Genomic DNA, 23,665 nt, shown 5'->3' with positions numbered 1-23,665 from the left:
TGCTTAACAACTATGCAATCGATTGCGTAATAGCCACAATAAAACAAATGTTTTAATGAAGCTATAAAAAATTAACAAGTGATTTGTATGGTTAGTAAAAGGCTATACAAACATAAAAAATTCATTGTAATTTAAAAATAGCTAAAAATTGCATTTATAAGCCAAAATCCCCGCTTTAATCATGTTAAATGTGGTGTAAGTAAAAAATATAGCCGGCGGGCCTCTTTGCAGTTTATCCTGCCACCATAAACTGCATGCGGATAACACCATTATCCATCCCCACAATTAAGGTTCATCCTCAATTGCTTTTTCAGCGCATGCAGTTTACAACTAACGGGTAATAGGAGATTTAATCCACCTTTATAGCGCTTTCATAAGCAACATTAAAATCAAATATTAAATGTCTGCACGGTTTCTGGGGCTGGTGGGAGAAAGTAGCAACCAATCATTTCTGTTTATTATATTTTACTAACATCTGCAAGTAAGCCGGTTTCAATTGTTTTTCCTTGTAAATTACTATTGGCTGTTTAATGATTTAATAAAATCTATTAGTTCATGCTTTTCTTTGGCGGTGAGCTTCAGCGGAGCAGGGGATAAGGTTTGGTTCGGAACTTTTAATCCCATTCCAGCACCGCCGCCTTTGTTATAAAAGTCCATGACCTCATCCAGCGAATTATATACGCCGTTATGCATATAAGGAGCTGTTTTGGCGGCATTACGTACTGTGGTTACTTTAAATGCATGCCGATTAAATTTTTGTGGTTGTATCGCAAACAGTCCGGGATCTGGATCAATGTATTTACTTTTCGCTGTTTTTGGCACGCCGATGACCTCGGCTTCCATTTGCATATACCTTGGAGGGATAGTGCTGTTAAATAAAGGAAGATAGTGGCAAGTTGAGCAGCGGGCTTTACCCATAAACAGGTTAAATCCTTTCACTTCAGATTGATTAAGTGCGCTTTGATCTCCACGCATATAAATATCAAACCTGCTATTAAGCAAAGTGAGGCTTCGGATATAACTTGCAAGCGCATTCATGATTTCTGCGGTATCTATACTTACCCTGTTTTTTGACGGGAAGGCTTCGGCAAATAGTTTTTGGTAAACTTTATCCTGCCAAAACTTTTTAGTTGATATCTTCATATCCCCATGCATTTCGTCGCGGTTGTTAACTACATTGTTTACCTGGTCTTCCAGAGATGGGGCACGGAGATCATAAAATTGCGCCGGCTGTAAGGCCGCATTAATTAATGTTGGTGTATTTCTTAAAATAGTTTTTTTACCGGTTATGTCGAGGTTCTTCACCAATCCATCGGTAAAAGCCTTGGCCGGCTGATGGCAGGAAGCGCAACTACGGGTCATGGTACCCGAGAGCCTGGTATCAAAGAATAACTTTTTGCCAAGTGTTATTTTCTCTGCAGTAACTGAATCTTCAGGTGCGGCAGTGTAGGCATTGCGGTTAAATGCATCACTATCAAACAAGGTAGCTGCATCCTGGTTCAACAAACGGTTGTAGCGGATATTGGCTAAGTTTAGCTGCTTTTGCAATCGGGTTAACTCACGTGTTAATGGGTTGCAATAATCAGTAAGGAATTTTGCCCGGTCAAAACGGTCTGGGCCAACCGGGTGATTAAGGTAGCTGATGGCTTTTGCCGACAACTCATATAAGTACTTGTTATCTGGTTTATAACGTATAGTGGCTTCATATACGCTCCCCATTGCTGCTGCCGACTCAGCGAAACACCGTTGGCTAAGGGGATCATCAAAATCGTTTAAACCCAGTGCTTCTATCCTGAATATTTCCAGTTTAGTTGCATCCATAATTTGCCAGTCGTGCAAAGTTGCGCGTTCAAAATAGCTTTGGTACTCCCTGGCGTTAACCAAAAGTTTGTTAAGCAAATCCGCGAGTTCATTTTGTGATGATGGGGCAACCCGTGGAAACAGCAACTCCTCTATAACCTGCAGGCCCTGCGGTAAAATAACCTGTCCGCTCGGCTCTGTTTCAGGCACAGGTGGCCCGTTAACAGATCGTGAGGTTAGTGGATCAAAGTATTCCGTAGCCCATTCCATGCGCTTATATGCCAGGCGGGTTTCTCTGAACCTGCGTTGCAGCGTTTGTTTATTATGTGCATTGAGTAATGCAGATTGCAGCTGTTGCACGGCCGTTGAAAAGCTATCGGCCTGCAATACCAGCGTTTTCCGTATACTTTCTGAAACGGGGGCGGGGTGATTGTGAAAAGACAGCAGGCTACAGCCGATGATAGCCAGTAGTCCTGCTGATATTATTTTAAAAATTGAACGCATGGCTTAACGGATCGGCATGCTGATCGCGGCTGTTTAACGGCTTCAGGCCCCACCTTTTTTCAATAAATGCAAGGATACTCACAGTTTCGTAGTTGGTGTGGTCTACATAGCCTTTTTTAGCGAAAGGTGAAATGATCAGGGCCGGAATACGTGTTCCGGGGCCCCATTTATCAATTATAGGCGGGGCAATGTGATCCCAGAAACCACCATTTTCGTCATAAGTAAGAATTATTACAGTGTTCTTACTGTTAGGGCCGTTAAGTACGGCGTTTATCAATTCTACCGCGTGGCTTTCACCGCCTTTAACAGTTGATGCGCCAGGATGCTCGTTCTCTAACCCAATAGGCTTTACGAAAGATACAGAAGGTAATGTTCCGTTTTTTGCTGCTGCAAGAAATTCTGTTTCATCTCTGAGGTGTTTTTTCCTTTCTTCTGTGCCTTCTGCGTACCGTTTAAAATAAGCAAATGGCTGGTGATGATAGGCAAATGTCGGATCTGCTTTGCCTGCTACTGCATCATTCCATCCGCCAGAATACCAGGCCCAGGTAATTCCTTTGTCTGAAAGTCTGTCGCCGATAGTAGGGCCGTCCTGGTTTGGTATCAGGTTTGCAGGATTAGCTCCTTTAGGGTGAAGATTTACCGAATTGGAAGTGTTAACCGCATAGCCATCGGGCGTAACAGATCCATCTTTAATTAATTTTCCGGAGGCATCAAGCTGTGCTTTGATATTTTCAGGAGCGTTAGGGAATGTTGGTGAAGCCGCTGCGATTAGCCATTGATGGTTAAGAAATGATCCTCCAAAAGCGCTGTGAAAAAAATGATCACATAAAGTGTACTTTTTGGCAAGTTCATACAAAGGCAGATCGGTTGTTTTATAATAACCCATAGTAAGCCCCTTGGTGTAATTATACAATGCAAACTTGTTCATTTTCCCGCCGTTTATCTGCATTTGTTCCTGGTAAAAGGCGTGGGTTACATCGGGGGTTACCTGGTCGGGTGCCACGTACTGGTCTATATTAAAGTAATTATTTGGCAGGTTGGTAGGAAACGCGCTGCTTCGTGGAACTGGCGGAAGCGTGTTGTATGGTTTCCCTTCTGCGTCCAGTTGGATGATGTTTTCTTTTTGAGCCTCGGTAATACCATCTGCACCTTTAAATTGGCCCCAAAGATTATCGAAGCTATGGTTTTCCATGTAGATAACCACAACGTGCTGTACCTTATCAATGGCCGGTGCTTCCGGGTAATGAAACGCCGAAATAGCAAAGCAGGTTGCTATAGCCAAAGCTGAGGCAGCAAAGATTTGTTTTTTATTCGAGAATAGATTTTTCATGGTTTTTATTGATGCTGTGAAATTATTGTTTTTGAGCCTTTAACGGAATTTGTTTGTTTACATAGTCCATAGCTTGTTGAAATGTAGGGATCCATATTTCATTGCGCTGCGTTTGCAGGTACCCGATAAGCTGCCGTTGAGCTTCGGCCGATATAGTAATATAATCGCCCCCTACACCATGGATCATAATAATGCCCAGCCCGCCGCTTTGCTGAACCTTTTTAACAAACGCAATGAGTTGCGCGCCGGTTTCACCGCCTTCCAGCCCGTATGAAGGTACGCGGAATGGATCCAAATGACTGAAATCAGTGATAAAGGCGGTTGAATCTCCTCCGGCCCTTGCGTACTTAACCAGTGTATATTTTCTGAGTGAATCCACGTAATCTTTGCCTCCAACAATTGTTTCGGCACAAGGGTAGGCAAACGTTCGTTTTGTTTTACCGTCAACGGCGTACAAAAACCTGTCCATTACCTCAATTTCCCTGATGATCTGGTAAGCTGTGTAATGATCGGAGGGAACCGGGTTATCATCCGTGCCGGCACAGGGGTGAAAAACAGTGTGATTGCCCAGTTCAAAGCCTTTTTTGCTCAACATACGCCAAGAGGCGATAGAGTTGCTGTCGATATCACTGGTCAGAAAAAAGGTAGCGGTTAATTTTGCCCTTTGCAAATCCGGAACAGCCACCTTCAGTTGTGAGGGCAAAGCATCATCATAAGTCAGTACAATGGTCGACTTTTTATTCTCCGGCCACTTGATTTGATTTTGAGCCATGCCAGATAGCCCGCTAATCAATAATAGAATTAAGAAAAGTATTTTCATATAGTTGGGACATTAAAAAGCTTAATGTGAACTGATACGTAATAATGGTTAAAAAATAGCGCCAGGTTAAGAAACCCGTACAACGCAGATGAAAATCAGAGATATGCTTCAAATACGAAAACAAGATAAGAAACTAAGCCGCCGATTGTCAGGATGGGTAAAAGATATCGCCAAAGTAGCGGCAACAAGTGCCATTGTTGCAGATCGTAAAAGGGTAAATAAGTTTCGGAATTGAAAAGAAAGAGAAGGTTTTGGTATAAACCGGAGGGAGTATCTTTTAGCACTTGCCTCTAATCCGGTTGTCTCATTCCAATCATAATGTTCTTCTTTCTTTTTGATCAATCGCAGCAACAATACCGATTTAACTGAGTTTTTATCAGTTCCGGGGCGGCCCGTAAGTTGATAAACCAGATAGGGCCGCACCAGTAGCATGAGCAAACCTATGCTAAAAACAACTATATGTACGGCTTTTTTGTTCATCTGAATAATATACTACAACACAGTGCAATATTAAGTTATGTGGCTGATAAAACAAATCGCTTATGCTGTAAGACCCGTACTGATCCATTGTAAAATTTATGATGTAAACGCTTTTTTAGCTATAACAGCCTGTAAAATGGCTTCGCATGCTGCCATAGCAAATTACCTTAATCATAATATCACAAAAACTTAACAAAATTACCGGCAACTTTGCCCCGCTCTTTAATACGGTTTACCGATCTACCTTAAAGCTTCCTGAAATCGGATAGTATATTATGCAAAAGAAACTCTCAATTGTGGTACTTGCCTTGTTTATAACTGCAGGGCAGCTTATGGCTCAAACCGCCAAACACGTGATATTTGTAACCATTGACGGATTTCGCCCCGATTTTTATCTTGACAGCGGATGGCAAACGCCAAATCTGCATGCATTAATGCAGGATGGGGCTTATGCCAAAGGAGTAAACAGTGTGTTTCCATCCATGACCTATCCCTCACACACCACAATAGTTACGGGTGTGCAGCCTGCAAAGCACGGCATATTTTATAACAATATATTTACCCCCGATGGAGCACCGCAACAGCCTTACTGGCAGGATAGCTCCATTCATGTACCTACTATATGGAAAGCTGCCAAAGAAAAAGGTATGACCGTTGCTTCGCTTTACTGGCCTGTATCTGCCAATGCTCCTGTAGATTATAACATCCCGGACATAGGCGGCCTGGGTGATGGGGTTCGCGAGCAATATTCTTTGCCAAAGGGTTTTTATGCCGAGGTAAAAAAAGAAGTGTTTGGCGGTATTGACAAAATAGATGCCGGAAAAAATCAAAACATAGCTAAGATTGCGGCATACATAATAAAGAAAAGCAAGCCAGGGCTAATGACCATTCATGTATTCTCTGTGGATGGGGCAGAACATGCCGTTGGGCGTTCAGGAGCACGTGTACAGGAAGCTGTGGCCGATGCAGACAGCGCTGTTGGTATTATAGTAGATGCGCTGAAGGCAGCAGGTATATGGGAAAACACAGTATTACTAATTGGCGGCGACCACGGGTTTTATGATGTTAAGAAAACCATTTCGCCCAATGTATGGCTAAAAGAAGCCGGTTTAATCAATGATTTGGGAGCAGGAGATTGGAAAGCGCAGTTTAATGCAGTTGGTGGGTCTGCTTATTTGTATTTGAAAAACCCGGCTGATAAAGCTACAGCCGATAAAGTGAAAGCATTATTGGAAGCCCAGCCTGATAGCGTGAAGCAATATTATCGCATCATCAGCAGGAAACAGTTGGATAAAGGCGGCTATAACCCCAACGTTGCTTTTGCACTAACTGGCGAATATGATGCCGCATTCAGCGCGGCCAGCACCGGCAATGCTGTAAAGCCGGGAAAGGGAGGTACTCACGGACATTTCCCCGATACAAAAAATATCCGTACCGGTTTGATTGTCCATGGCCCGGGCATTCGTAAAGGCGCTGTAGTAGAAGAAATGGACCTGCGCGATATGACACCAATTATGGTGAAACTTCTTGGGATTTCGTTTCCAAAAGTAGATGGGAAAATACCAGAGGGATTGTTAAAATAATTGGAATATCTGTCGGCAGTGACCGCTGCTGCAGCATTTCATTTTCTCATCTTTTCGTCTTTCGTGAATTTTTTTTAAGGCCTTTATACCACAAAAGGCCTTTGTTTTTCTATAAGTTTTTAAAACTTAGTAAATATTTAGTGCATGGCAAGTCATCTTGTGTAGTGGAAAGGCACTATTAGTTGCTTTTTGAATAGTGCACCGTTCAAAAGATATCATCATTATCCCCCTTATCCCGGTAATTCCTAATCTGCTAACAGCAAGTTTTTTTTGCTTAACAATAGCGCTGTTTTTTATGATTTATAATCAGTTCATTTTTAGGTGTTTTATATTGGATTGTTTAGCATGGTTGCGAGCGTTATTTCAGAAAAAGTTTAATATTACTTAACAATTGCTGCAAAACGGACTTGGTCTTCACAATTCGGTAATTTATTTAGTCTGTTATATCAATAAACATTGTTTAGTATTGCTTAACTTTTTAGTGGATCGGGAAGAACTCGTCGCTATCATAGAGTTAACGGTGTACAAATCATATTCATGAAAAGACAGATCTGGTTATAAAACGTTGAAACTATAAATATGAAGTTATTGCCAAAATGCATTTGGAAAACTATATTTCTTTTTCTTGCTGCCTATGGGGTAGCTATTAATGTGAATATCCGGCACAAGGTGTTTGTAGACAGTGTTGTATCAGGCAGCAGAAGCGGAGTTGAGAATATCCGGCAAGGTAGTGTTGCCGGACTAAGGATTAAAAATTGGTCGGGTATAAGGGGCTCCCAATATATATTAAACCTTCGTGGTTTAAGTTTAGATCCCCGCCGACAAATCAATATAGTTTAATAAATAGATTTTAACTTATGACAAACCGAGAAGGCTATTTGCATACGGAGGGCGATTTAAATTTAAGTGAAAACCGCCAAAAATGGAATCAACAGCATAGTGATCTGTCTACCCAGGCAGCGTTGAAAGCTGATGCAGATCATTTTCTGCACCAGGCCCTTTCTACGCCCTGCCTGGATGTACTTGACTCAGCAGACGGGATAAGGATTCATAGCCTGTCGGGAAAATCGTACATCGATTTTCACGGTAATAACGTGCACCAGCTTGGTTATCATAATGAGTTTATCATTGCACGGGTTAAAGAACAACTGGATAAACTTGCTTTTTCGCCGCGGCGGTATACCAATATCCCGGCCATAACGCTTGCTCAACGCCTTTCAGCCTTAACAAACCATGCGCTGTCGCGCGTGTTGTTTGCCCCTGGAGGTACTTCAGCAATAGCTATGGCCCTGAAGCTGGCCCGCATTTATACCGGAAAGTTTAAAACCGTGGCCATGTATGATTCTTTTCATGGAGCTTCTATGGATAGCATTTCTCTTGGTGGCGAATACGTTTTTCAGCAAGGTCTTGGTCCGTTAATGGCCGGTAGTATTCATATACCACCGATAGATACGTACAGGGGAATGTGGTTTAAACCCGACGATGAAAATGGCGGAGATATGGCTTATGCAGATTACCTTGAATATGTAATTGAAAAGGAAGGTGATGTAGGCATACTGGTTGCAGAAACTATTCGCAGCACAACTGTTCATGTCCCGTCTAAAGCTTACTGGCAAAGGGTAAGAGAGATATGCAACAAGCACGGTGTACTGCTGGTGTTTGATGAAATACCCATAGGTATGGGCCGTACAGGCGAAATGTTTGCTTACCAGCATTATGGCATTGTTCCAGATATACTGGTATTGGGTAAAGGTTTGGGGGGCGGCATAATGCCCATGGCAGCCATAGTTTGTAAAGATGAACTGAATGTGGCCGCGCAGGTATCACTTGGTCATTTTACGCATGAAAAAAGCCCGTTAGGTTCTGCTGCAGCACTGGCCGCAATAGATTATATGGAGGCCAATAATACGTTGGGTCATGTAGCTAAGGCAGCCGGATTTATGGAAAAACGCTTGCTGGATTTGAAACAGCGTATCAGTATTATTGGTGACGTGCGTGGCAAAGGGCTTTTGTGGGGTGTGGAGCTGGTAAAGGACAGAAAAACTAAAGAGAAGGATACCCGATCGGCAGATAAAATACTTTACAAATGTCTTGAGCTTGGCCTGAGCCTGAAAGTATCTGATGGTAATGTGATATGCCTTTATCCGCCGCTGATCAGTTCAATTGAAGAACTTGATGAAGCTATAAATATCTTAGAACAGGCAATAACTTATGCTATTGACGATACCACAGAATAACAACTATAAATATCATATCCTGTTATAGGCTATAACAATCCTGGCTTTGAGGTAAATGTGCATACCCAAAAAAGGATGTTCAACATTTGCGGGCTTGAGATGGTACTTTAGTAACCATTTTTACCATAGTAAAAGTTAGTCTGTTTATCTTATTTATATAATGCAAAAGCCGGGGATATCAAATCCCCGGCTTTTGTACTTAAAGCAGATTTAGCCATTTGGCGGCTTATCTTAATAACGATCAATAATAGGTAAAAGCTCCATCAGATTATTGATCACATAATCCGGATCAGCGGCTTGCAGCTGACTGATTGTATGTGCTCCTGTAGTGATACCGATACTCAGTGCACAACCGGCATTTTTGCCTTCTTCAATATCTATTGCCGAATCACCAACTTTTATGCTTTCAGCTACCGTAATTTTAAATTTATCTGCCGCAAATATAATCATGTCAGGTTCGGGGCGACCTCCGGTTACGTCAGTTGCGGTAACCAGCTCATCATATTCTGCGCCTTGCTGCCATCCTAACGCGTCAATTATTGACTGGGCTACCTGCCTGCTATAACCGGTGTTCAACACACGTAAAATATTCCGTTCTTTTAAGGCTGCAAATAGTTCGGTAGCATTAGGTTGCGGTAACAATTGGTTATTCTTATAAGCATCTGTTAACTGCGTTGAAAAGTTGCTATAGATTTGCCTTGCCAGGTCTTCATCTGTATTACCGGCGTAAGTTTTTAATACACTTTTTATAGCCTGTAACTTTTCTTTTCCGGCCCCTTCGGCCAAAACTTCTTCTAATGTGCAGTTAAAACCAGCCTCGTTAATGGCTTTTTGAACAGTTTTGTAAACTATGTTGTTTTCGTTAACCGTGGTACCGGCCATGTCAAAAACAACCATCTTAATTTTTATACCCATAATCAAATTCGTTTAGCAAAACTAAACATACTTTATTGATAATAAACAAATGCTGCGTTAAATTTAAGTTAACATGTTCTTATTATTTTTGAAAGCAAAAGATAAGGAAGTAGTTTTAAATGCTATTTTAAGTACAGGTCCAGCCTACATTAATAACCATAAATATTATATCTATGAGCGATACTCGCCGCGAATTCATCAAGAAAGCAACTTTGTTAACAGGTGCAGCAGGACTATTTTCATTAATGCCCGAATCGATTAAAAAAGCTTTAGCAATTGACGCCGAAAAAGGAAGTACCTACCTTGACGCCGAGCATATTGTATTCCTGATGCAGGAAAACCGCTCGTTTGATCATTGTTATGGTACCTTGCAGGGTGTTCGTGGGTTTGATGATCCCCGGGCTATGCATTTGCCTAACAATAACCTTGTTTGGCTGCAAACCAATAAAGCCGGGAAAACCTACATTCCGTTTAACCTGGATATTAAAAATACCAAAGCTACCTGGATGCAATCCCTGCCGCATTCGTGGAATAACCAGGTAAACGCGCGGAATCATGGAAAGATGGACGGCTGGCTGGAAAACAAAAGATCCGGTAATCATGAATATGCCGATATGCCGCTCACTATGGGTTATTATGATAGGAGGGATATACCATTTTATTATGCGCTTGCTGATGCTTTCACCGTTTGCGACCAAAACTTTTGCTCATCGTTAACAGGAACAAGTCCTAACCGTACATTTTATTGGTCGGGTACCATCCGCGAAGAGCAAAACGAAAATTCGCATGCAAGGGTTAACAATAGTGAAATAGATTACCATGACCTTAACTGGAAAACATTTCCTGAACGCCTTGAAGAAGCCGGCGTATCCTGGAAAGCGTATCAGAACGAGCTAAGCGTGGGCGTTGGATTTGAAGGCGAAGAAGACGACTGGCTGGCCAACTTTACCGATAATGACCTGGAGTTTTTTAAGCAATATAACGTGCGCCTGCATAAGGCTTACCGCGATTATTTACCTAAAAGATTGGTTGAGCTTGAAACATCCATCAAAGAGTTGCAAGGCTTGCCGGACACTGCTGAGAACAAGAAAAAGCTTGATGAGCAAAAAGCAGAATTGCAGAACGTAAAAAAAGATATAGCCGAATGCACAGAAGAAAGATTTAACAAATTATCAGGCTTTGAAAAAAGCATTCACTACAAGGCATTTGTTACCAATATCAATGATCCGGATTATCATACACTGGAGACACTTACCTATGATGATAATGGTACCAAGCGCGAAGTGAAGGTACCTAAAGGCGATATATTACACCAATTCAGAGAAGATGTAAACAGTAATAAATTGCCGACGGTATCATGGCTGGTAGCGCCGTCTAACTTTTCAGATCATCCTGGCTCGCCCTGGTATGGTGCCTGGTATATTTCTGAAGTATTGGATATCCTGACTAAAAATCCCGAAGTGTGGAAGAAAACGATCTTCATACTTAACTATGATGAGAATGACGGATATTTTGATCACGTGGCCCCGTTTGCACCACCGCATACAGCAAAGCCCGAAACAGGTAAATGCTCGGCAGGTTTAGATACCCGCGTTGAGCATGTTACCAAAGAACAAATAGACGTATTGGGCGAAAAAGAAGGGCATCGCAGGCCGGAAAGTTCTATCGGGTTGGGTTTCAGGGTACCCATGGTGATCGCTTCGCCTTGGAGCCGCGGAGGCTGGGTAAATTCGCAGGTTTTTGATCATACTTCGTGCCTTCAATTCCTGGAGACGTTCTTGAATAAAAAATCCGGCAAAAAACTTAAGGAAACAAACATCAGCGATTGGCGCCGTACGGTATGCGGAGATTTAACATCCGTATTCAGGCCATATAATGGAGAAAAGATCACTTACCCTACACCGCTGAACCGAAATAAAACCATACAGGATATCTATAACAGCAAATTTAAACAACTGCCCAGCAATTTTAACGAATTAAACCAGCAGGATATTAAGGCTGTGAATGCAAACCCGCAATTGTTTAAGTCTTTCCCACAACAGGAAAAAGGCAAAAGACAGTCTTGCGCGCTGCCATATCAGTTACAGGTTAACGGCCATTTAAACAGCAGCCGGAATGGTTTTGAGATAGGAATGAAATGCGGGGCCGGAAGCGGTGCACCTTTTTCAGTTTGCACGCACAGGCTTTATCAGGATGCCGGCAAAGGCGCGGAACAAATGCGGGTATGGGATTTTGCTGTGAAAGCCAACGATGAAATTAGCTATGTGTGGCCTTTAAATAGTTTTGAAAATGGCGCGTATCAATTGATCCTGAATGGTCCAAACGGGTTTTTCAGGCATTTTGAAGGAGGCGGGGGCGATCCTGAAATTATCGTAAACGTACTTCATAGCAAAACGGGTCAACTTGAGGTTATAGTGGCTAATTCAGATAAAGCAAAAACTTTTCAGGTTACTGTATCCGATCATGCTTATAAACAGCCTGCTCAAAAAATAGTACTTAAGCCAGGAGAGAAAGCCAGCAAAATAATGAGCCTGCAAGCCAGTCACAATTGGTATGATATCGGGATAGCAGTAAGTGGTCATGATAATTACATACGCAAATATGCAGGACGTATAGAAACCGGCAAGCATAGCTTTACCGACCCGGTTATAGGCGGATGATAACACTTGCAAATGCTATGGAAAAGCAGGAGGAAACTAACTTATTATCTGCCTGATCCGGATGGTTATACCATCCAGATTATGGAAAGGTATGAACATATAGCCAGTACAATAGGGCAACGAACTTGCTGAAAGTCGTCTGTTCAAAATGGGTTCTGAAACTACCCCGGATATGCTGCTGGAAATTATTGGGGTAAGGCGAAATGAGTTTAAATTAATGCACCGTAACCAGGAGTTTACTGATGAATTGATCCGTGCTAAGGAGCGTGAACTGGATATTGAGGAAGGGGAAGAAAGGCATAGTAGTAGGGGCTAAGCAGTTTTTAATTATGGGGGATTACTGAGGTTAACAGATTGCTGACTTGCAAAATATCAGCATTGGTTTAACGCTATTCATTATTGCCCGGGCGCTTGTTTCAATTTGGGCGCGGATACGCTTTGTATCATTGGGTTTACGGACATTGGTTGACGTGCCTGGTCATAGATGTGCCTGGAAAAAAAGCACTTATTTAAAGTTATTAATTGTTAAAAAGACACAATGATATTAACAAATTACTAATGTTAAGAAATAATTCCTTAATATTGAAGGATTGAATCCCCTGTTTAATTGTTAATGAGTGTTTTTAGATCTCTTACTGATGCCGAGTTACTGACTAAGCTTCAACAAGGTGATGTTGGTGCTTTTACAGAAATTCACTCCCGGTATTATGCTGTACTTTACAGGCATGCACTGCAAAGGTTAGAGGATAATAATGAAGTTCAGGATATATTACAGGAACTTTTTTCTTATTTATGGGACAACCGGGAAACTATCCGGTTCAACGTTAGTTTACCGGCCTATCTTTACGCTGCGGTACGTAACCGTGTAATTAATGTTTACAGGCGTAATAAACAGCGATACAACTACTTTGATTCTCTTCAGTCGATCATAGAAAATAAAACTGCAGAAGCAGATCAAAATATCAGGCTAAAGCAACTTACCGAACTTATAGAAGCAGAAGTTGAAAAATTACCACCGCAAATGCGATTGGTTTTTGAAATGAGCCGCAAGCAATATCTCTCACATCAACAAATTGCCGAAGAACTTGATATCAGTGTACTTACGGTGCGTAAACAGGTTCAAAATTCCCTTAAAATATTAAAGGTGAAGTTGAGCACATACTTTTTTTCAATTTTTTTATAATTCATCTACTCCATAGCCCTTTCCTGTTTGTCATTAGCATGATCAAAAGGAATTTACCCTGCTTATGGATAAAAAGTACGCTGAAGATTTATTAAAGCGATATAATGAAGGCAATGTTTCTGAACAGGAAAAAGCCATTGTCGAAACATGGTATCTCTCATTCCGTTCCGAGAGCCCGTCGCCTGAAATTAATGATGAAATATTAAAGCATCATCAGCAACAAAGTATTGCCGGTTTAACAGCCTACACAAATAATAGTGGTGGCAAGGTGCGTAAGATGTTTGGCAGGCAGTTCATAGTTGCCGCTGCATCTGTAACTATCGCCCTCGTGGTAGGGGTTTATCAATTTGGCAATTATTACAAAAAGAAGCATAAAACAACAATGCCTCAATCTTTGGCGGCTAATTTGGTGCCGGGAAGCAACAAGGTAACGCTTACACTATCAAATGGCAGTAAGGTTGTGCTTTCGGGTGCAAAAAATGGGCTGGTAGCCAATGACGCCGGGGCATCTATCAATAAAACTGCCGATGGGAGTGTTGCTTATGCACCGAAACACGAAGGCGGGCAACCGGGAGCGCTTTTATTTAATACTGCCGTTACCCCACGCGGCGGGCAGTACCAATTTACCTTATCCGACGGAACTAAGGTGTGGTTGAATGCAGCAACTACTTTTAAATTTCCTGTGCAATTTGAAGGCAATGAAAGAAGGGTAGAACTTACCGGTGAGGCATATTTTGAGGTTGCCCATGACAGGAGCAGGCCTTTCAGGGTAGTTTCAAACGGACAGGTTGTGGAAGTTTTGGGAACCCATTTTAATGTAAACTCCTATGCTGATGAAAGTGCAGTAAGCACAACACTCCTGGAAGGAAGCGTGAAAGTATCCCACAACGGTGCCAGCGAAATAATTAAACCCGGCGAGCAGGCCCGGTTAAACGCTGATAAGTTTGATGTAGTAAAAGTAAATACTGAACAGGCTGTGGCCTGGAAAAACGGTCTCTTTTATTTTCGCGACGCCAGTATCTACGAAGTTATGCGCCAGTTTAGCCGCTGGTATGATGTAGATGTGAAATTTGAAGGCAAAGTGCCCGAACGGCAATTTTCGGGAGGGGTTTCACGAAATGTGAATGCGTCTCAGATACTTGATTTACTAAGCTTTAAGAAGATCAATTACCGCATACAAGGCCGCACAATAGTTATCACCCCCTGAACGATATATCCAACAAATAATTAAAAACCAGCTAAACTAAAAAAATGAAAAAAAAATTACGCCACAAGCCTTAGCGGCCCAATCAAAGGCAGTTAATTTAAAAACGTACCCCGACGCCAATCAGGGTACGAAATATTTGAGTTAACCCCTTCCTTTTACGGAAATACGAATAATTGAACCTAATCGTGTATTAACCCAACTAATCAAAAGTATGAATTATAATGCTTTTTCTATTGCCATGTCCCAAAAATGGCTACCCAAAAAAATTATCCTGGTTATGAAACTGACCACCATTTTTTTAATAGCGGGCCTGCTTCAGTGCAGCGCGAAAGCTTTTAGTCAAAGAATAAACCTTAATGAGCATAATACCTCATTGATAAACGTGCTCGACAATATCAGCAAGCAAAGCGGCTACGTGTTTTTTTATGATTCTAAAGACATAAATAATAAAACGGTTACCGTTAAACTTAACGGTGCCTCGCTGTCAGAAACGCTTGAAGAGTGCCTCCGTAACCTTGCGTTAAGTTATAAGGTAATTGATAAAACTATCATTCTGCAGGGAAAATCAGGCAATGAAACTTTACGTGTAACACAAGCAGCTGTAACAGTTACCGGGCAGGTAACCGACGATAAAAGTCTTCCGTTGCCGGGCGTAACCGTTAAAATAAAAGGTGGCACCGCTGTGGCTGTTACTGATATCGACGGTAAGTTTAAAATTGAGGCACCAAACAGCAGTGCTGTGCTTGTATTTTCGTTTATTGGTTTTACTACTGTTGAATTGCCGGCTTCTGGTTCTCCGATGAGCGTAAAACTGGTACCTGATTTAGGCAAACTCAATGAAGTGGTTGTTGTAGGTTATGGCACGCAAAAAAAGGTAAACCTTACCGGGTCAGTATCTTCAGTTAGCGGAAATGATCTTAACTGGAAACCGGTAGGACAGGTGTCGGCCGCTTTGCAGGGTGCAGCATCGGGTGTTACAGTAACCCAAAGCCAGGGGCAACCGGGAGCAGATCAGGGTACTATACGTATCAGGGGTATAGGAACATTAAACAACAGTAACCCCCTCGTATTGGTTGATGGTGTACAAACCGATATCAACAATGTTGACGCCAATGATATCGCCTCTGTTTCGGTGTTAAAAGATGCTGCGGCATCTTCTATTTATGGTGTAAGGGCTGCTAATGGTGTGGTACTGATCACTACAAAACGTGGTACATCGGGAAAAGCAGCGGTTAATTATTCAGATTATTTTGGATGGCAAAACCCTACAAGGATCTCCAAATTTGTGGGCGCTCAGGAGTTTATGCGCCTGGCCAACCTGATGTATACCAACTCGGGTGCCGGCGCGGTTTATTCAGATGCGCAAATTGCCGAATATAACAATCCTAACCGCGACTTGAATTTGTATCCTGATAACTACTGGCTTAAGGATATCCTTACTGGCAGCGGCTTTCAGCAGGAGCATAGCCTTTCGGTTGCGGGTGGCGGCGAGAAAAATACTTATCGTTTTTCAACCAACTATTTCAATCAGGACGGTTTGATCAAACAGATGAATTATGACAGGCTTACCGTTAGGCTAAACACAGATACCAAAATCACCAAACGTTTGGATTTTAGCGCCGATATATCAGCTAATATCTCCAAGCAACAGGAACCACAAGGCGTAGCCGGATCTGCATGGTTTCAGTTCGGGCAGGCAGCTATCGCCAATCCTCTAAGTGTTAATCAGTATACCGACGGAACCTGGGCTACCTTACGCGGCGGGCAAAATCCGCTCAGGCTGCAGGATGACGGCGGACTTTACAGTTATAAAAAGAACTTATTCATTGGTAACTTTAAATTAAATTACCAGGTTATTGACGGGCTTACCCTTACCGGTACCGCTTCTGATAATTACCAGAGCTCTTACAATAGCCTTCATAACAAAGCCTTTGATTACATTCAGTATGATACCAAAAACACGCTGACTGTTGGGCAAAATGATATTACTAAAGAGTATACCGGTTATTGGTTTCAAAACTACCAGGGTTTGATCAATTACAAGAAAACCTTTGGTAAACATAACCTGAGCGTTTTAGCAGGTGCTTCGCGCTTAAGCGAAAACTATGATTACCTTACAGCTTTCAGAAAAGATATTCCTGATGATGATTTATCCGAGATCAATGCAGGCTCGGCCAGTACTTCTACCAACACAGGTACCGCTACCGAATATCTGCTCGTATCTTATTTTGGAAGGTTAAATTATTCATTTGACGATAAGTATTTGTTCGAGGCTAATATCCGCCGGGATGGTTCGTCACGTTTCCCTAAAGGATCAAATTACGGCTGGTTTCCTTCATTTTCTGCCGGCTGGAACATTGCCCGCGAAGAATTTATGAAAGATTTTTCGGCTATCCAGGATTTAAAACTTAGAGGATCATGGGGTAAGTTAGGTAATGATAACCCACTATCAACAACAAGTGCGGTGGTTAACTATCCATACCAGTCAACTTTCAGTTACAACAGTAGCTATCCTTTTGGCGGCACTCTGAATACAGCTGCCAGCCAAAGTGTTTATGTAAACAATGGATTGACCTGGGAAACTACCAAAATGGCCGATATTGGGTTTGATTTAGGTGTTTTAGATAACAAGCTGACTTTTACTTTTGATTACTACAACAAAACTACCAGCAATATCTTATACGCCCTGCCTATCCCTTCTACTGTAGGGTTTACCGCCTCTTACCAAAACGCAGGCAGTATGAACAATAAAGGCTATGAGTTTAGTGTAAATTATAAAGGGACTATCGGTTCTGATTTTAAATACTCGGTAGGGGGTAATATCTCAGATGTGAAAAACAAGATAACCGACCTAAAAGGCACTGACTACTTAACCACCGATAACAACAACAATACATTCGGATTCATGACCGGAATGCCTTTCCATTCTTATTATGGTTACAAGGTTGAAGGCATTTTCCAGTCTGCTGCGCAAGTAGCCGGGCATGCTACCCAAACTGCAGGTACCGCCGCAGGCGACCTGATGTATAAAGATCAGAATGGTGATGGCGTAATTGACTCAAAAGACCGCGTTTACTTAGGCAGCGATATACCGCGATATACCTACGCTTTTAACTTAGCTGCAAGCTATAAAGGTTTCGATTTTTCAACTTTATTACAGGGTGTCGGAAAAATTGATGTAAGTACCCTGGTTATGCAAAGGGCCCCAACAAGTACCGATGGTAACTTCAAAGCTGCTCAGCAAGACAGCTGGACACCAACCAATACCGATGCTACTTATCCACGGTTAACAACATCAACCCAAAACTACCAGGCTTCTTCATTCTGGATCAGGAGCGGCGCTTATTTAAGGGTAAAAAGTGCACAGTTAGGTTACACATTTAAGCCATCGTTGATAAGCAAACTTGGTCTTTCCAAACTAAGGCTTTATGTATCAGGACAAAATCTGTTCACCTTCAGCAGCCTGCCAAGCGATATCGATCCTGAATCGCCAAATGATAACCGCTACTATCCGCAGGTTAAAACCTACACCTTTGGTATAAACGCAAATTTTTAAAGCAACAGAGATGAAAAAGATTCAACATATTATATTAATGCTGGCTGTTGTAGCTACAGGTTTTTCGGCCTGTAAAAAAGACCTGCTTGATAAACAGCCTTTAGATGCATCGTCGGGTACAACTTATTGGAAAACAGAAACTAACGCGGTTCAAGCTGTGAATAATATCTATCGGTATCTTGGTGATTTTACCGATAGGATATTTTTATCGTGCGCTACTGATGATAGTTATTCATGGAGTAACTGGCCTGATGACATTCAATACGCAGGCAATGGTACAGGAACTGCCAGCAACGGGGTTTTCAGTCACTATTGGTCAAACTTTTATACCATGATCGGGGCTGCCAACAACGTGCTTGATAACATTAACAAAGTAACCGGTATGAGCGATGATATGCACAAACGGCTTGTTGGCGAATCGCGCTTTTTAAGGGCTTACGCTTACCAGCAGTTGATAGGCATGTACGGCGATGTGCCGCTAATTACACACGTACAGGCTATCAGCGAGTTTGATGTTGCAAGAACGCCCAAGGCAGATGTAGCTAAGTTTATAGTTGCCGAGTTAGATACGGTAGCTAATTACTTGCCACTTAGCTATGGTACTGCCGACCAGGGAAGGATAACCCGCGGCGCGGCTTTGGCTTTAAAAGCGCGCGTTTTGCTTTATAATGCACAATACGCAGAAGCTGCAACCGCTGCAAAAGCTGTGATGGACCTTACTCAATATAGCATTGACGGAGATTACCTGAGCTTATTCAACGGTACCAATAAAAACAGTCCGGAAATAATTCTTGCAGGCCAGTATATTGCCAATACCTATGCCAACGGAACGGCTACATGGGTTGGCGGGCCTACTGTCGGTGGCTGGTCGCAGGTGGTGCCTTTGCAAAAACTGGTTGATGATTATGAATGTACAGACGGTAACACTATCGATAATTCGCCTTTATATAATGCCGCAAAACCATTTGATAACCGCGACCCAAGGCTTAAACTTACCGTGGTTGTGCCAGGTACAGTAGTTAACGGCAGTACTATAGATGTAACCAGCCCTAACTCGATCGATGCTTTGGGTAAAAATAACGCTTCGTTTAGCGGTTACTATTATAAAAAATACATTCCAACAGTAATATCGGGCAATTACGATGCTAACTCTTATAACGATATCGTATTGATCCGTTATGCCGAAGTATTACTGAACTATGCCGAAGCTAAAATAGAAGCAGGTACAATAGATCAGTCTGTTTATGATGCCATCAACAAAGTAAGGCAAAGGACCGGCGTTAATATGCCTGCATTAACAGCTGCCAAAGCCGCAACGCAGGCCCAGCTAAGGGCTGCTGTAAGGCGCGAAAGACATGTGGAATTCCCGATGGAAGATAACCGCTTGTTTGATATCCGCAGGTGGAAAACAGCAGAAAGTGTAATGCCTGGTAATGCCTATGGTATCCTTAACTATTTCAACTCATCAAGGGCAGATTACGGACAGCATATCCTTGTTGAAAAAAGGCAGTTCAATGCCAGCCGCGATTACTTGTGGCCAATCCCTCAAAATGAGGTTGACCTGAATAAACAACTGGTACAAAATCCGGGCTGGTAAACACTCCGGTCCAACCGGAAGGGTTTACCGCCTTTCCGGTTATATTATACTGATCAATCTATAACTATACCCATTATAATGAAAAAGATACTCCTGTTTGTTCTTGTTATTTTAACATCGGGTATTGCTGAAGCTCAGCAAAAACACATATTCTCATTAGGTAAAAACGACTTTTTGCTTGATGGTAAACCTTTTCAAATCATCAGCGGCGAAATGCACCCCGCCAGGATACCTAAAATGTATTGGCGTCATCGCATTCAAATGGCTAAGGCCATGGGATGTAATACTATTGCTGCCTACATTTTCTGGAATTATCATGAGCAGGAAAAAGGCGTGTTCGACTTTAAAACAGAGAATAGGGATATCGCCGAATTTATACGTATTTGTAAGGAAGAGGGCATGTGGGTATTACTGCGCCCTGGTCCTTACGTTTGTGCCGAATGGGATTTTGGCGGTTTGCCCCCTTACCTGTTAACAATTCCGGATATTAAGCTAAGGTGCATGGATCCCCGGTATATGGCCGAAGTTACCCGGTTTGTGGGTGTGCTGTCTGAACAGGTGAAAGGTTTACAATGTACCAATGGCGGCCCTATAATAATGGTACAGGTAGAAAATGAGTATGGCAGCTATGCTAATGACCGGGAATATGTTAACGCATTAAAGGAGCTTTGGGTAAAAAATGGCATCAATGTACCATTTTACACTGCCGATGGCCCAACGGCGTTTATGCTTGAAGCGGGCGGTGTTGACGGCGCAGCTATAGGACTGGACAGCGGCTCAAGCGATGCGGATTTTGAGCAGGCTGCAAAACAAAACCCCAACGTGCCGTCCTTTAGCAGTGAAAGCTACCCGGGCTGGTTAACCCACTGGAAAGAGAAATGGCAAAAGCCAGGCAATGAAGGTATTGTAAAAGATGTTACTTACTTGCTTGAGCATAAGAAATCGTTTAATTTATATGTAGTACACGGTGGTACTAATTTTGGCTTCAATGCCGGTGCCAATGCATTTACACCTACGCAGTTTCAGCCCGATGTTACCAGCTATGATTATGATGCGCCTGTTAACGAGCGTGGCGAGCCTACTTCAAAATACTACGCCTTGCGCAACCTCATTGCTAAATATGTAAAATATAAGATCCCCAATGTGCCAAAGCCAACCCTTGTGACTGAAGTTGCGGCTTTTGATATGAAACCGGTCAACACTATCTGGAACGAATTGCCAGCAGCAGTAAAATCACCTCAGCCGGTACCTATGGAGGCACTTGGCCAATACTATGGTTTTATTTTATACAGAACGAAGCTGGTAGGCCGCAAAAGCGGAACCCTTACCATCACCGAACCACATGACTATGCCCTTGTATTGCTCAATGGTAAATTGGTGGATACCATTTATCGTGATGGCGGCAAATGGACAGTTAAAATACCGCCTTCGGATGTAAAAGACCCGCAGCTTGATATCCTGGTAGAAAACATGGGGCACATCAATTTTGCGCAGTACATGATAGATCGTAAAGGCATCACGGACAGGGTTACGTTAGAAGGTATGACACTTACAAATTGGGAAATTTATAAACTCCCTATGGATGATCAGTTCATAACTAAGCTTAAAACCAATGATACCAAAAGCTTTCATGACGGTACATTTTTTAAAGGAAAATTTGATTTGACAACAGTTGCAGATACTTATCTGGACCTGAGTAACTTTAAAAAAGGTGTGATTTGGGTTAACGGACATAACCTTGGCCGGTATTGGAACACGGGCCCGCAGTTTCATCTGTATTGCCCTGCAAACTGGCTGCAAAAAGGCGAAAATAACGTTACTGTTTTTGACTTGCATGACACGGCTGCAAATACTATAAAAGGGGTTAAAACCCTTGAGTAATAATTATGCATCTGCAAGGATAGTAAACTAAAGGAAAAAGGCAACCCTCACATTTGGTTTGCGAAGCGTAATTGCTAATCATACTTATGAGGCGGAGTTATAAGAGGCTGTAGCAATACAGCCTTTTTCTTTTTGGCTGTTTCTGATTTTTTTATTGTTTATATACCTTTTTATTATAGCGATACTTTAGCGGGTTAATTGGAATAAAGCTAATCTGATAGTATAATATACAAATGATCTGCTTAAATTATAGTGCGGAAATTGTATTTTGCTCATGATATACTTCACCTGCCAGCATAGTCGAAATAAAATTTCTATAATAGTGATAATCAAAAATGTAATCCCACTTTTAGTTCTCTCGTTGTTTGGTATTAACGAATGTAGCTACGCACAAAAAGTGAAATCTCTGGTTCCTGATAAGCCATCTGCAGCAACCGATTATTTTAACACCTGGAACATTCAGGGTTATGTATGCAGCTACTCTTCTACAGAAGCAACGCGGCAGGCATTAAATGAAAGCAACCTGTTTGGCGACAGTACTTATCAGGGATGGATAAAATTTTATCCAAAAATCAGGAAGGACCTGATTTTTGTTATGGACGATTCGTGGGACATTCCGAAATCCGAAAATTCGGGTAAAAGCAAATACATCGGCTTAGACGAATTGGATGAAAGCAGATTCCCTTCATTTACAGGCAATGCGGAAGAAAGACTTAGCAAATTTGTTAAGGCCGTAAAAGCAGCAGGTTGGAAAGGTGCCGGCGGCTGGATAAGTGCACAGGAGGCTGGTATCAGCCAGTTAAGCCCCGAAGCTTACTGGAAGGTAAGAATGCAAGCTGCCAACAAAGCCGATTTTGCTTATTTGAAAGTAGACTGGGGAAGGCAGGAGCATAACGCAGAGTGGAGGGGAATGTTAACCCGGTTAGGGAAAACTTATGCACCGCATTTAACTATCGAACATGCAATAACCAAAGAGTCTTTGAACTTTGCCGATGTTTACAGAACGTATGATGTTCAAAATGTAATTGCTCAGCCGGTTACCATACAACGGATTGCTGATCTTGTTTCATATGGCTCAAAACTTAATACAAATACTATTATCAATTGTGAAGATGAGCCATACATTGCCGCCGGTTTGGGGTGTGCAATAGGGGTAATGCGGCACCCTTTTAAAGGTGATCTTCCGGATGGAAAGCGTGATTTTGCATTTCCTCCTGTTGGCAGGGACATAAAATTACGGGTAGATGAAGTGGTTCGCGGAGTACGCTGGCATCGTATAGCAATACCGTTTAAAGTAGGATCAAAGGATTTTTATATAGACAATATTGCGTTGCAGGATACCTGGGTGGTTGGGTTCAGGGACACCTGGGGCGATGCTAAGGTTGGCGATACTTTGAAAGCTACTGCCCCGGCCAGGATAAGCCGTGGTTTATCACCTGCGGTTATCGTCGAGAAATCCGGGGATCAACCATTTGTTTTATCGTCGAGATATCCCAATGGGGCCATTGCTATTGCTACAATTGGCCGCGCATTAAACCGTAGTTATATCAGCAGGCGTGTTAGTGTAGTTCAACAAATTCCAGGGTTAGATAGGCCCATAGGCATATTTGGCGATTATCAGTCATTGACTTTCATTCTTCCTAACGCCATTGGGCACGGATACAAGTTTTGGGCACAGGACCTTGCAGGTGATACGCCTATTGATATAACTAAGCGAATCACTGTTAGCGGTAATAAAATTATTCTTTCCGGAGATATTATCAGAGAGGTTGGGCTTTCGGCAAAGACCGCAGGCGATCTTTCAGACCCTGGTTTGGTTTTAGTTTGCAAACCTATAAAGCATTAAAAATGCAATTAGCTGTAAGGTAATGGTTCTATACAAAATTCATCTTTCATTAGTTAAATAGCTTGA

The 23,665-nt window shown here is 42.2% G+C and carries 15 protein-coding genes; 10 read left to right on the top strand and 5 right to left on the bottom strand.

The annotated features are described in order from the left end of the window. Positions 1 to 516: 516 nt before the first annotated feature. The 4 genes from MTO98_RS24125 to MTO98_RS24110 all read right to left on the bottom strand — a co-directional run bounded on the left by MTO98_RS24125 (position 517) and on the right by MTO98_RS24110 (position 4,934). Positions 517 to 2,304 (bottom strand): cytochrome c peroxidase, encoded by a 1,788-nt coding sequence (locus MTO98_RS24125; RefSeq protein WP_243481542.1) that lies wholly within the window; start codon positions 2,302 to 2,304, stop codon positions 517 to 519. Continuing rightward, a complete protein-coding gene (locus MTO98_RS24120) occupies positions 2,288 to 3,634 on the bottom strand; it encodes an alkaline phosphatase family protein (RefSeq protein ID WP_243481541.1) in 1,347 nt (448 codons plus the stop codon). The genes MTO98_RS24125 and MTO98_RS24120 overlap by 17 nt, the downstream gene beginning before the upstream one ends. A 22-nt stretch (positions 3,635 to 3,656) precedes the next feature. Next, a complete protein-coding gene (locus tag MTO98_RS24115; protein ID WP_243481540.1) occupies positions 3,657 to 4,406 on the bottom strand; it encodes a polysaccharide deacetylase family protein in 750 nt (249 codons plus the stop codon). 156 nt (positions 4,407 to 4,562) lie between these two features. After that, positions 4,563 to 4,934: a hypothetical protein gene (locus MTO98_RS24110; protein WP_243481539.1), complete on the bottom strand. Its 372-nt coding sequence runs from the start codon at positions 4,932 to 4,934 to the stop codon at positions 4,563 to 4,565. A 275-nt stretch (positions 4,935 to 5,209) separates the two neighbouring features. On the opposite strand from MTO98_RS24110, the gene MTO98_RS24105 reads away from it, so the two are divergent. Beyond that, complete coding sequence (locus MTO98_RS24105; RefSeq protein ID WP_243481538.1) at positions 5,210 to 6,517, top strand: alkaline phosphatase family protein; 1,308 nt, start codon at positions 5,210 to 5,212, stop codon at positions 6,515 to 6,517. An 857-nt stretch (positions 6,518 to 7,374) separates the two neighbouring features. Further along, a complete protein-coding gene (locus MTO98_RS24100; RefSeq protein WP_243481537.1) occupies positions 7,375 to 8,754 on the top strand; it encodes an aspartate aminotransferase family protein in 1,380 nt (459 codons plus the stop codon). Between the two features lie 231 nt (positions 8,755 to 8,985). Here MTO98_RS24100 and MTO98_RS24095 read toward each other — a convergent pair whose 3' ends face one another. After that, the gene (locus MTO98_RS24095) at positions 8,986 to 9,669 is read right to left on the bottom strand and encodes an HAD hydrolase-like protein (RefSeq protein ID WP_243481536.1); all 684 of its coding nucleotides are present in this window, start codon (positions 9,667 to 9,669) and stop codon (positions 8,986 to 8,988) included. Between the two features lie 173 nt (positions 9,670 to 9,842). On the opposite strand from MTO98_RS24095, the gene MTO98_RS24090 reads away from it, so the two are divergent. The 8 genes from MTO98_RS24090 to MTO98_RS24055 all read left to right on the top strand — a co-directional run bounded on the left by MTO98_RS24090 (position 9,843) and on the right by MTO98_RS24055 (position 23,599). Further along, on the top strand, positions 9,843 to 12,329 hold the full coding sequence (locus tag MTO98_RS24090; protein ID WP_243481535.1) for a phosphocholine-specific phospholipase C: 2,487 nt from the start codon (positions 9,843 to 9,845) through the stop codon (positions 12,327 to 12,329). Positions 12,330 to 12,477: 148 nt separating this feature from the next. Next, a complete protein-coding gene (locus MTO98_RS24085) occupies positions 12,478 to 12,645 on the top strand; it encodes a hypothetical protein (protein ID WP_243481534.1) in 168 nt (55 codons plus the stop codon). Between the two features lie 297 nt (positions 12,646 to 12,942). Further along, on the top strand, positions 12,943 to 13,512 hold the full coding sequence (locus tag MTO98_RS24080) for an RNA polymerase sigma factor (protein ID WP_243481533.1): 570 nt from the start codon (positions 12,943 to 12,945) through the stop codon (positions 13,510 to 13,512). A 64-nt stretch (positions 13,513 to 13,576) separates the two neighbouring features. Next, entirely contained in the window at positions 13,577 to 14,719 is a 1,143-nt protein-coding gene (locus MTO98_RS24075; protein ID WP_243481532.1) for a FecR family protein, read from the top strand. Positions 14,720 to 14,930: 211 nt separating this feature from the next. Continuing rightward, positions 14,931 to 18,275, top strand: coding sequence for a TonB-dependent receptor (locus MTO98_RS24070; protein ID WP_243481531.1), 3,345 nt, complete (start codon positions 14,931 to 14,933; stop codon positions 18,273 to 18,275). Between the two features lie 10 nt (positions 18,276 to 18,285). Beyond that, positions 18,286 to 19,872 (top strand): RagB/SusD family nutrient uptake outer membrane protein, encoded by a 1,587-nt coding sequence (locus MTO98_RS24065; protein WP_243481530.1) that lies wholly within the window; start codon positions 18,286 to 18,288, stop codon positions 19,870 to 19,872. Positions 19,873 to 19,950: 78 nt separating this feature from the next. Beyond that, a complete protein-coding gene (locus MTO98_RS24060) occupies positions 19,951 to 21,753 on the top strand; it encodes a glycoside hydrolase family 35 protein (RefSeq protein WP_243481529.1) in 1,803 nt (600 codons plus the stop codon). 397 nt (positions 21,754 to 22,150) lie between these two features. Then, complete coding sequence (locus MTO98_RS24055; RefSeq protein WP_243481528.1) at positions 22,151 to 23,599, top strand: hypothetical protein; 1,449 nt, start codon at positions 22,151 to 22,153, stop codon at positions 23,597 to 23,599. The last annotated feature ends 66 nt before the right edge of the window (positions 23,600 to 23,665 follow it).

Source organism: Mucilaginibacter sp. SMC90 (genome assembly GCF_022811725.1).
Taxonomy (GTDB): Bacteria; Bacteroidota; Bacteroidia; order Sphingobacteriales; family Sphingobacteriaceae; genus Mucilaginibacter.
The sequence above is the reverse complement of the archived record's forward strand: the minus strand, read 5'-3'. Positions and strand labels throughout refer to the sequence as shown.

Bases quoted from the DNA above. Each gene is read 5' to 3' on its own strand.
- MTO98_RS24125 (WP_243481542.1), bottom strand. From the start codon at position 2,304: ATGCGTTCAATTTTTAAAATAATATCAGCAGGACTACTGGCTATCATC.
- MTO98_RS24120 (WP_243481541.1), bottom strand. From the start codon at position 3,634: ATGAAAAATCTATTCTCGAATAAAAAACAAATCTTTGCTGCCTCAGCT.
- MTO98_RS24115 (WP_243481540.1), bottom strand. From the start codon at position 4,406: ATGGCTCAAAATCAAATCAAGTGGCCGGAGAATAAAAAGTCGACCATT.
- MTO98_RS24110 (WP_243481539.1), bottom strand. From the start codon at position 4,934: ATGAACAAAAAAGCCGTACATATAGTTGTTTTTAGCATAGGTTTGCTC.
- MTO98_RS24105 (WP_243481538.1), top strand. From the start codon at position 5,210: ATGCAAAAGAAACTCTCAATTGTGGTACTTGCCTTGTTTATAACTGCA.
- MTO98_RS24100 (WP_243481537.1), top strand. From the start codon at position 7,375: ATGACAAACCGAGAAGGCTATTTGCATACGGAGGGCGATTTAAATTTA.
- MTO98_RS24095 (WP_243481536.1), bottom strand. From the start codon at position 9,669: ATGGGTATAAAAATTAAGATGGTTGTTTTTGACATGGCCGGTACCACG.
- MTO98_RS24090 (WP_243481535.1), top strand. From the start codon at position 9,843: ATGAGCGATACTCGCCGCGAATTCATCAAGAAAGCAACTTTGTTAACA.
- MTO98_RS24085 (WP_243481534.1), top strand. From the start codon at position 12,478: ATGGGTTCTGAAACTACCCCGGATATGCTGCTGGAAATTATTGGGGTA.
- MTO98_RS24080 (WP_243481533.1), top strand. From the start codon at position 12,943: ATGAGTGTTTTTAGATCTCTTACTGATGCCGAGTTACTGACTAAGCTT.
- MTO98_RS24075 (WP_243481532.1), top strand. From the start codon at position 13,577: ATGGATAAAAAGTACGCTGAAGATTTATTAAAGCGATATAATGAAGGC.
- MTO98_RS24070 (WP_243481531.1), top strand. From the start codon at position 14,931: ATGAATTATAATGCTTTTTCTATTGCCATGTCCCAAAAATGGCTACCC.
- MTO98_RS24065 (WP_243481530.1), top strand. From the start codon at position 18,286: ATGAAAAAGATTCAACATATTATATTAATGCTGGCTGTTGTAGCTACA.
- MTO98_RS24060 (WP_243481529.1), top strand. From the start codon at position 19,951: ATGAAAAAGATACTCCTGTTTGTTCTTGTTATTTTAACATCGGGTATT.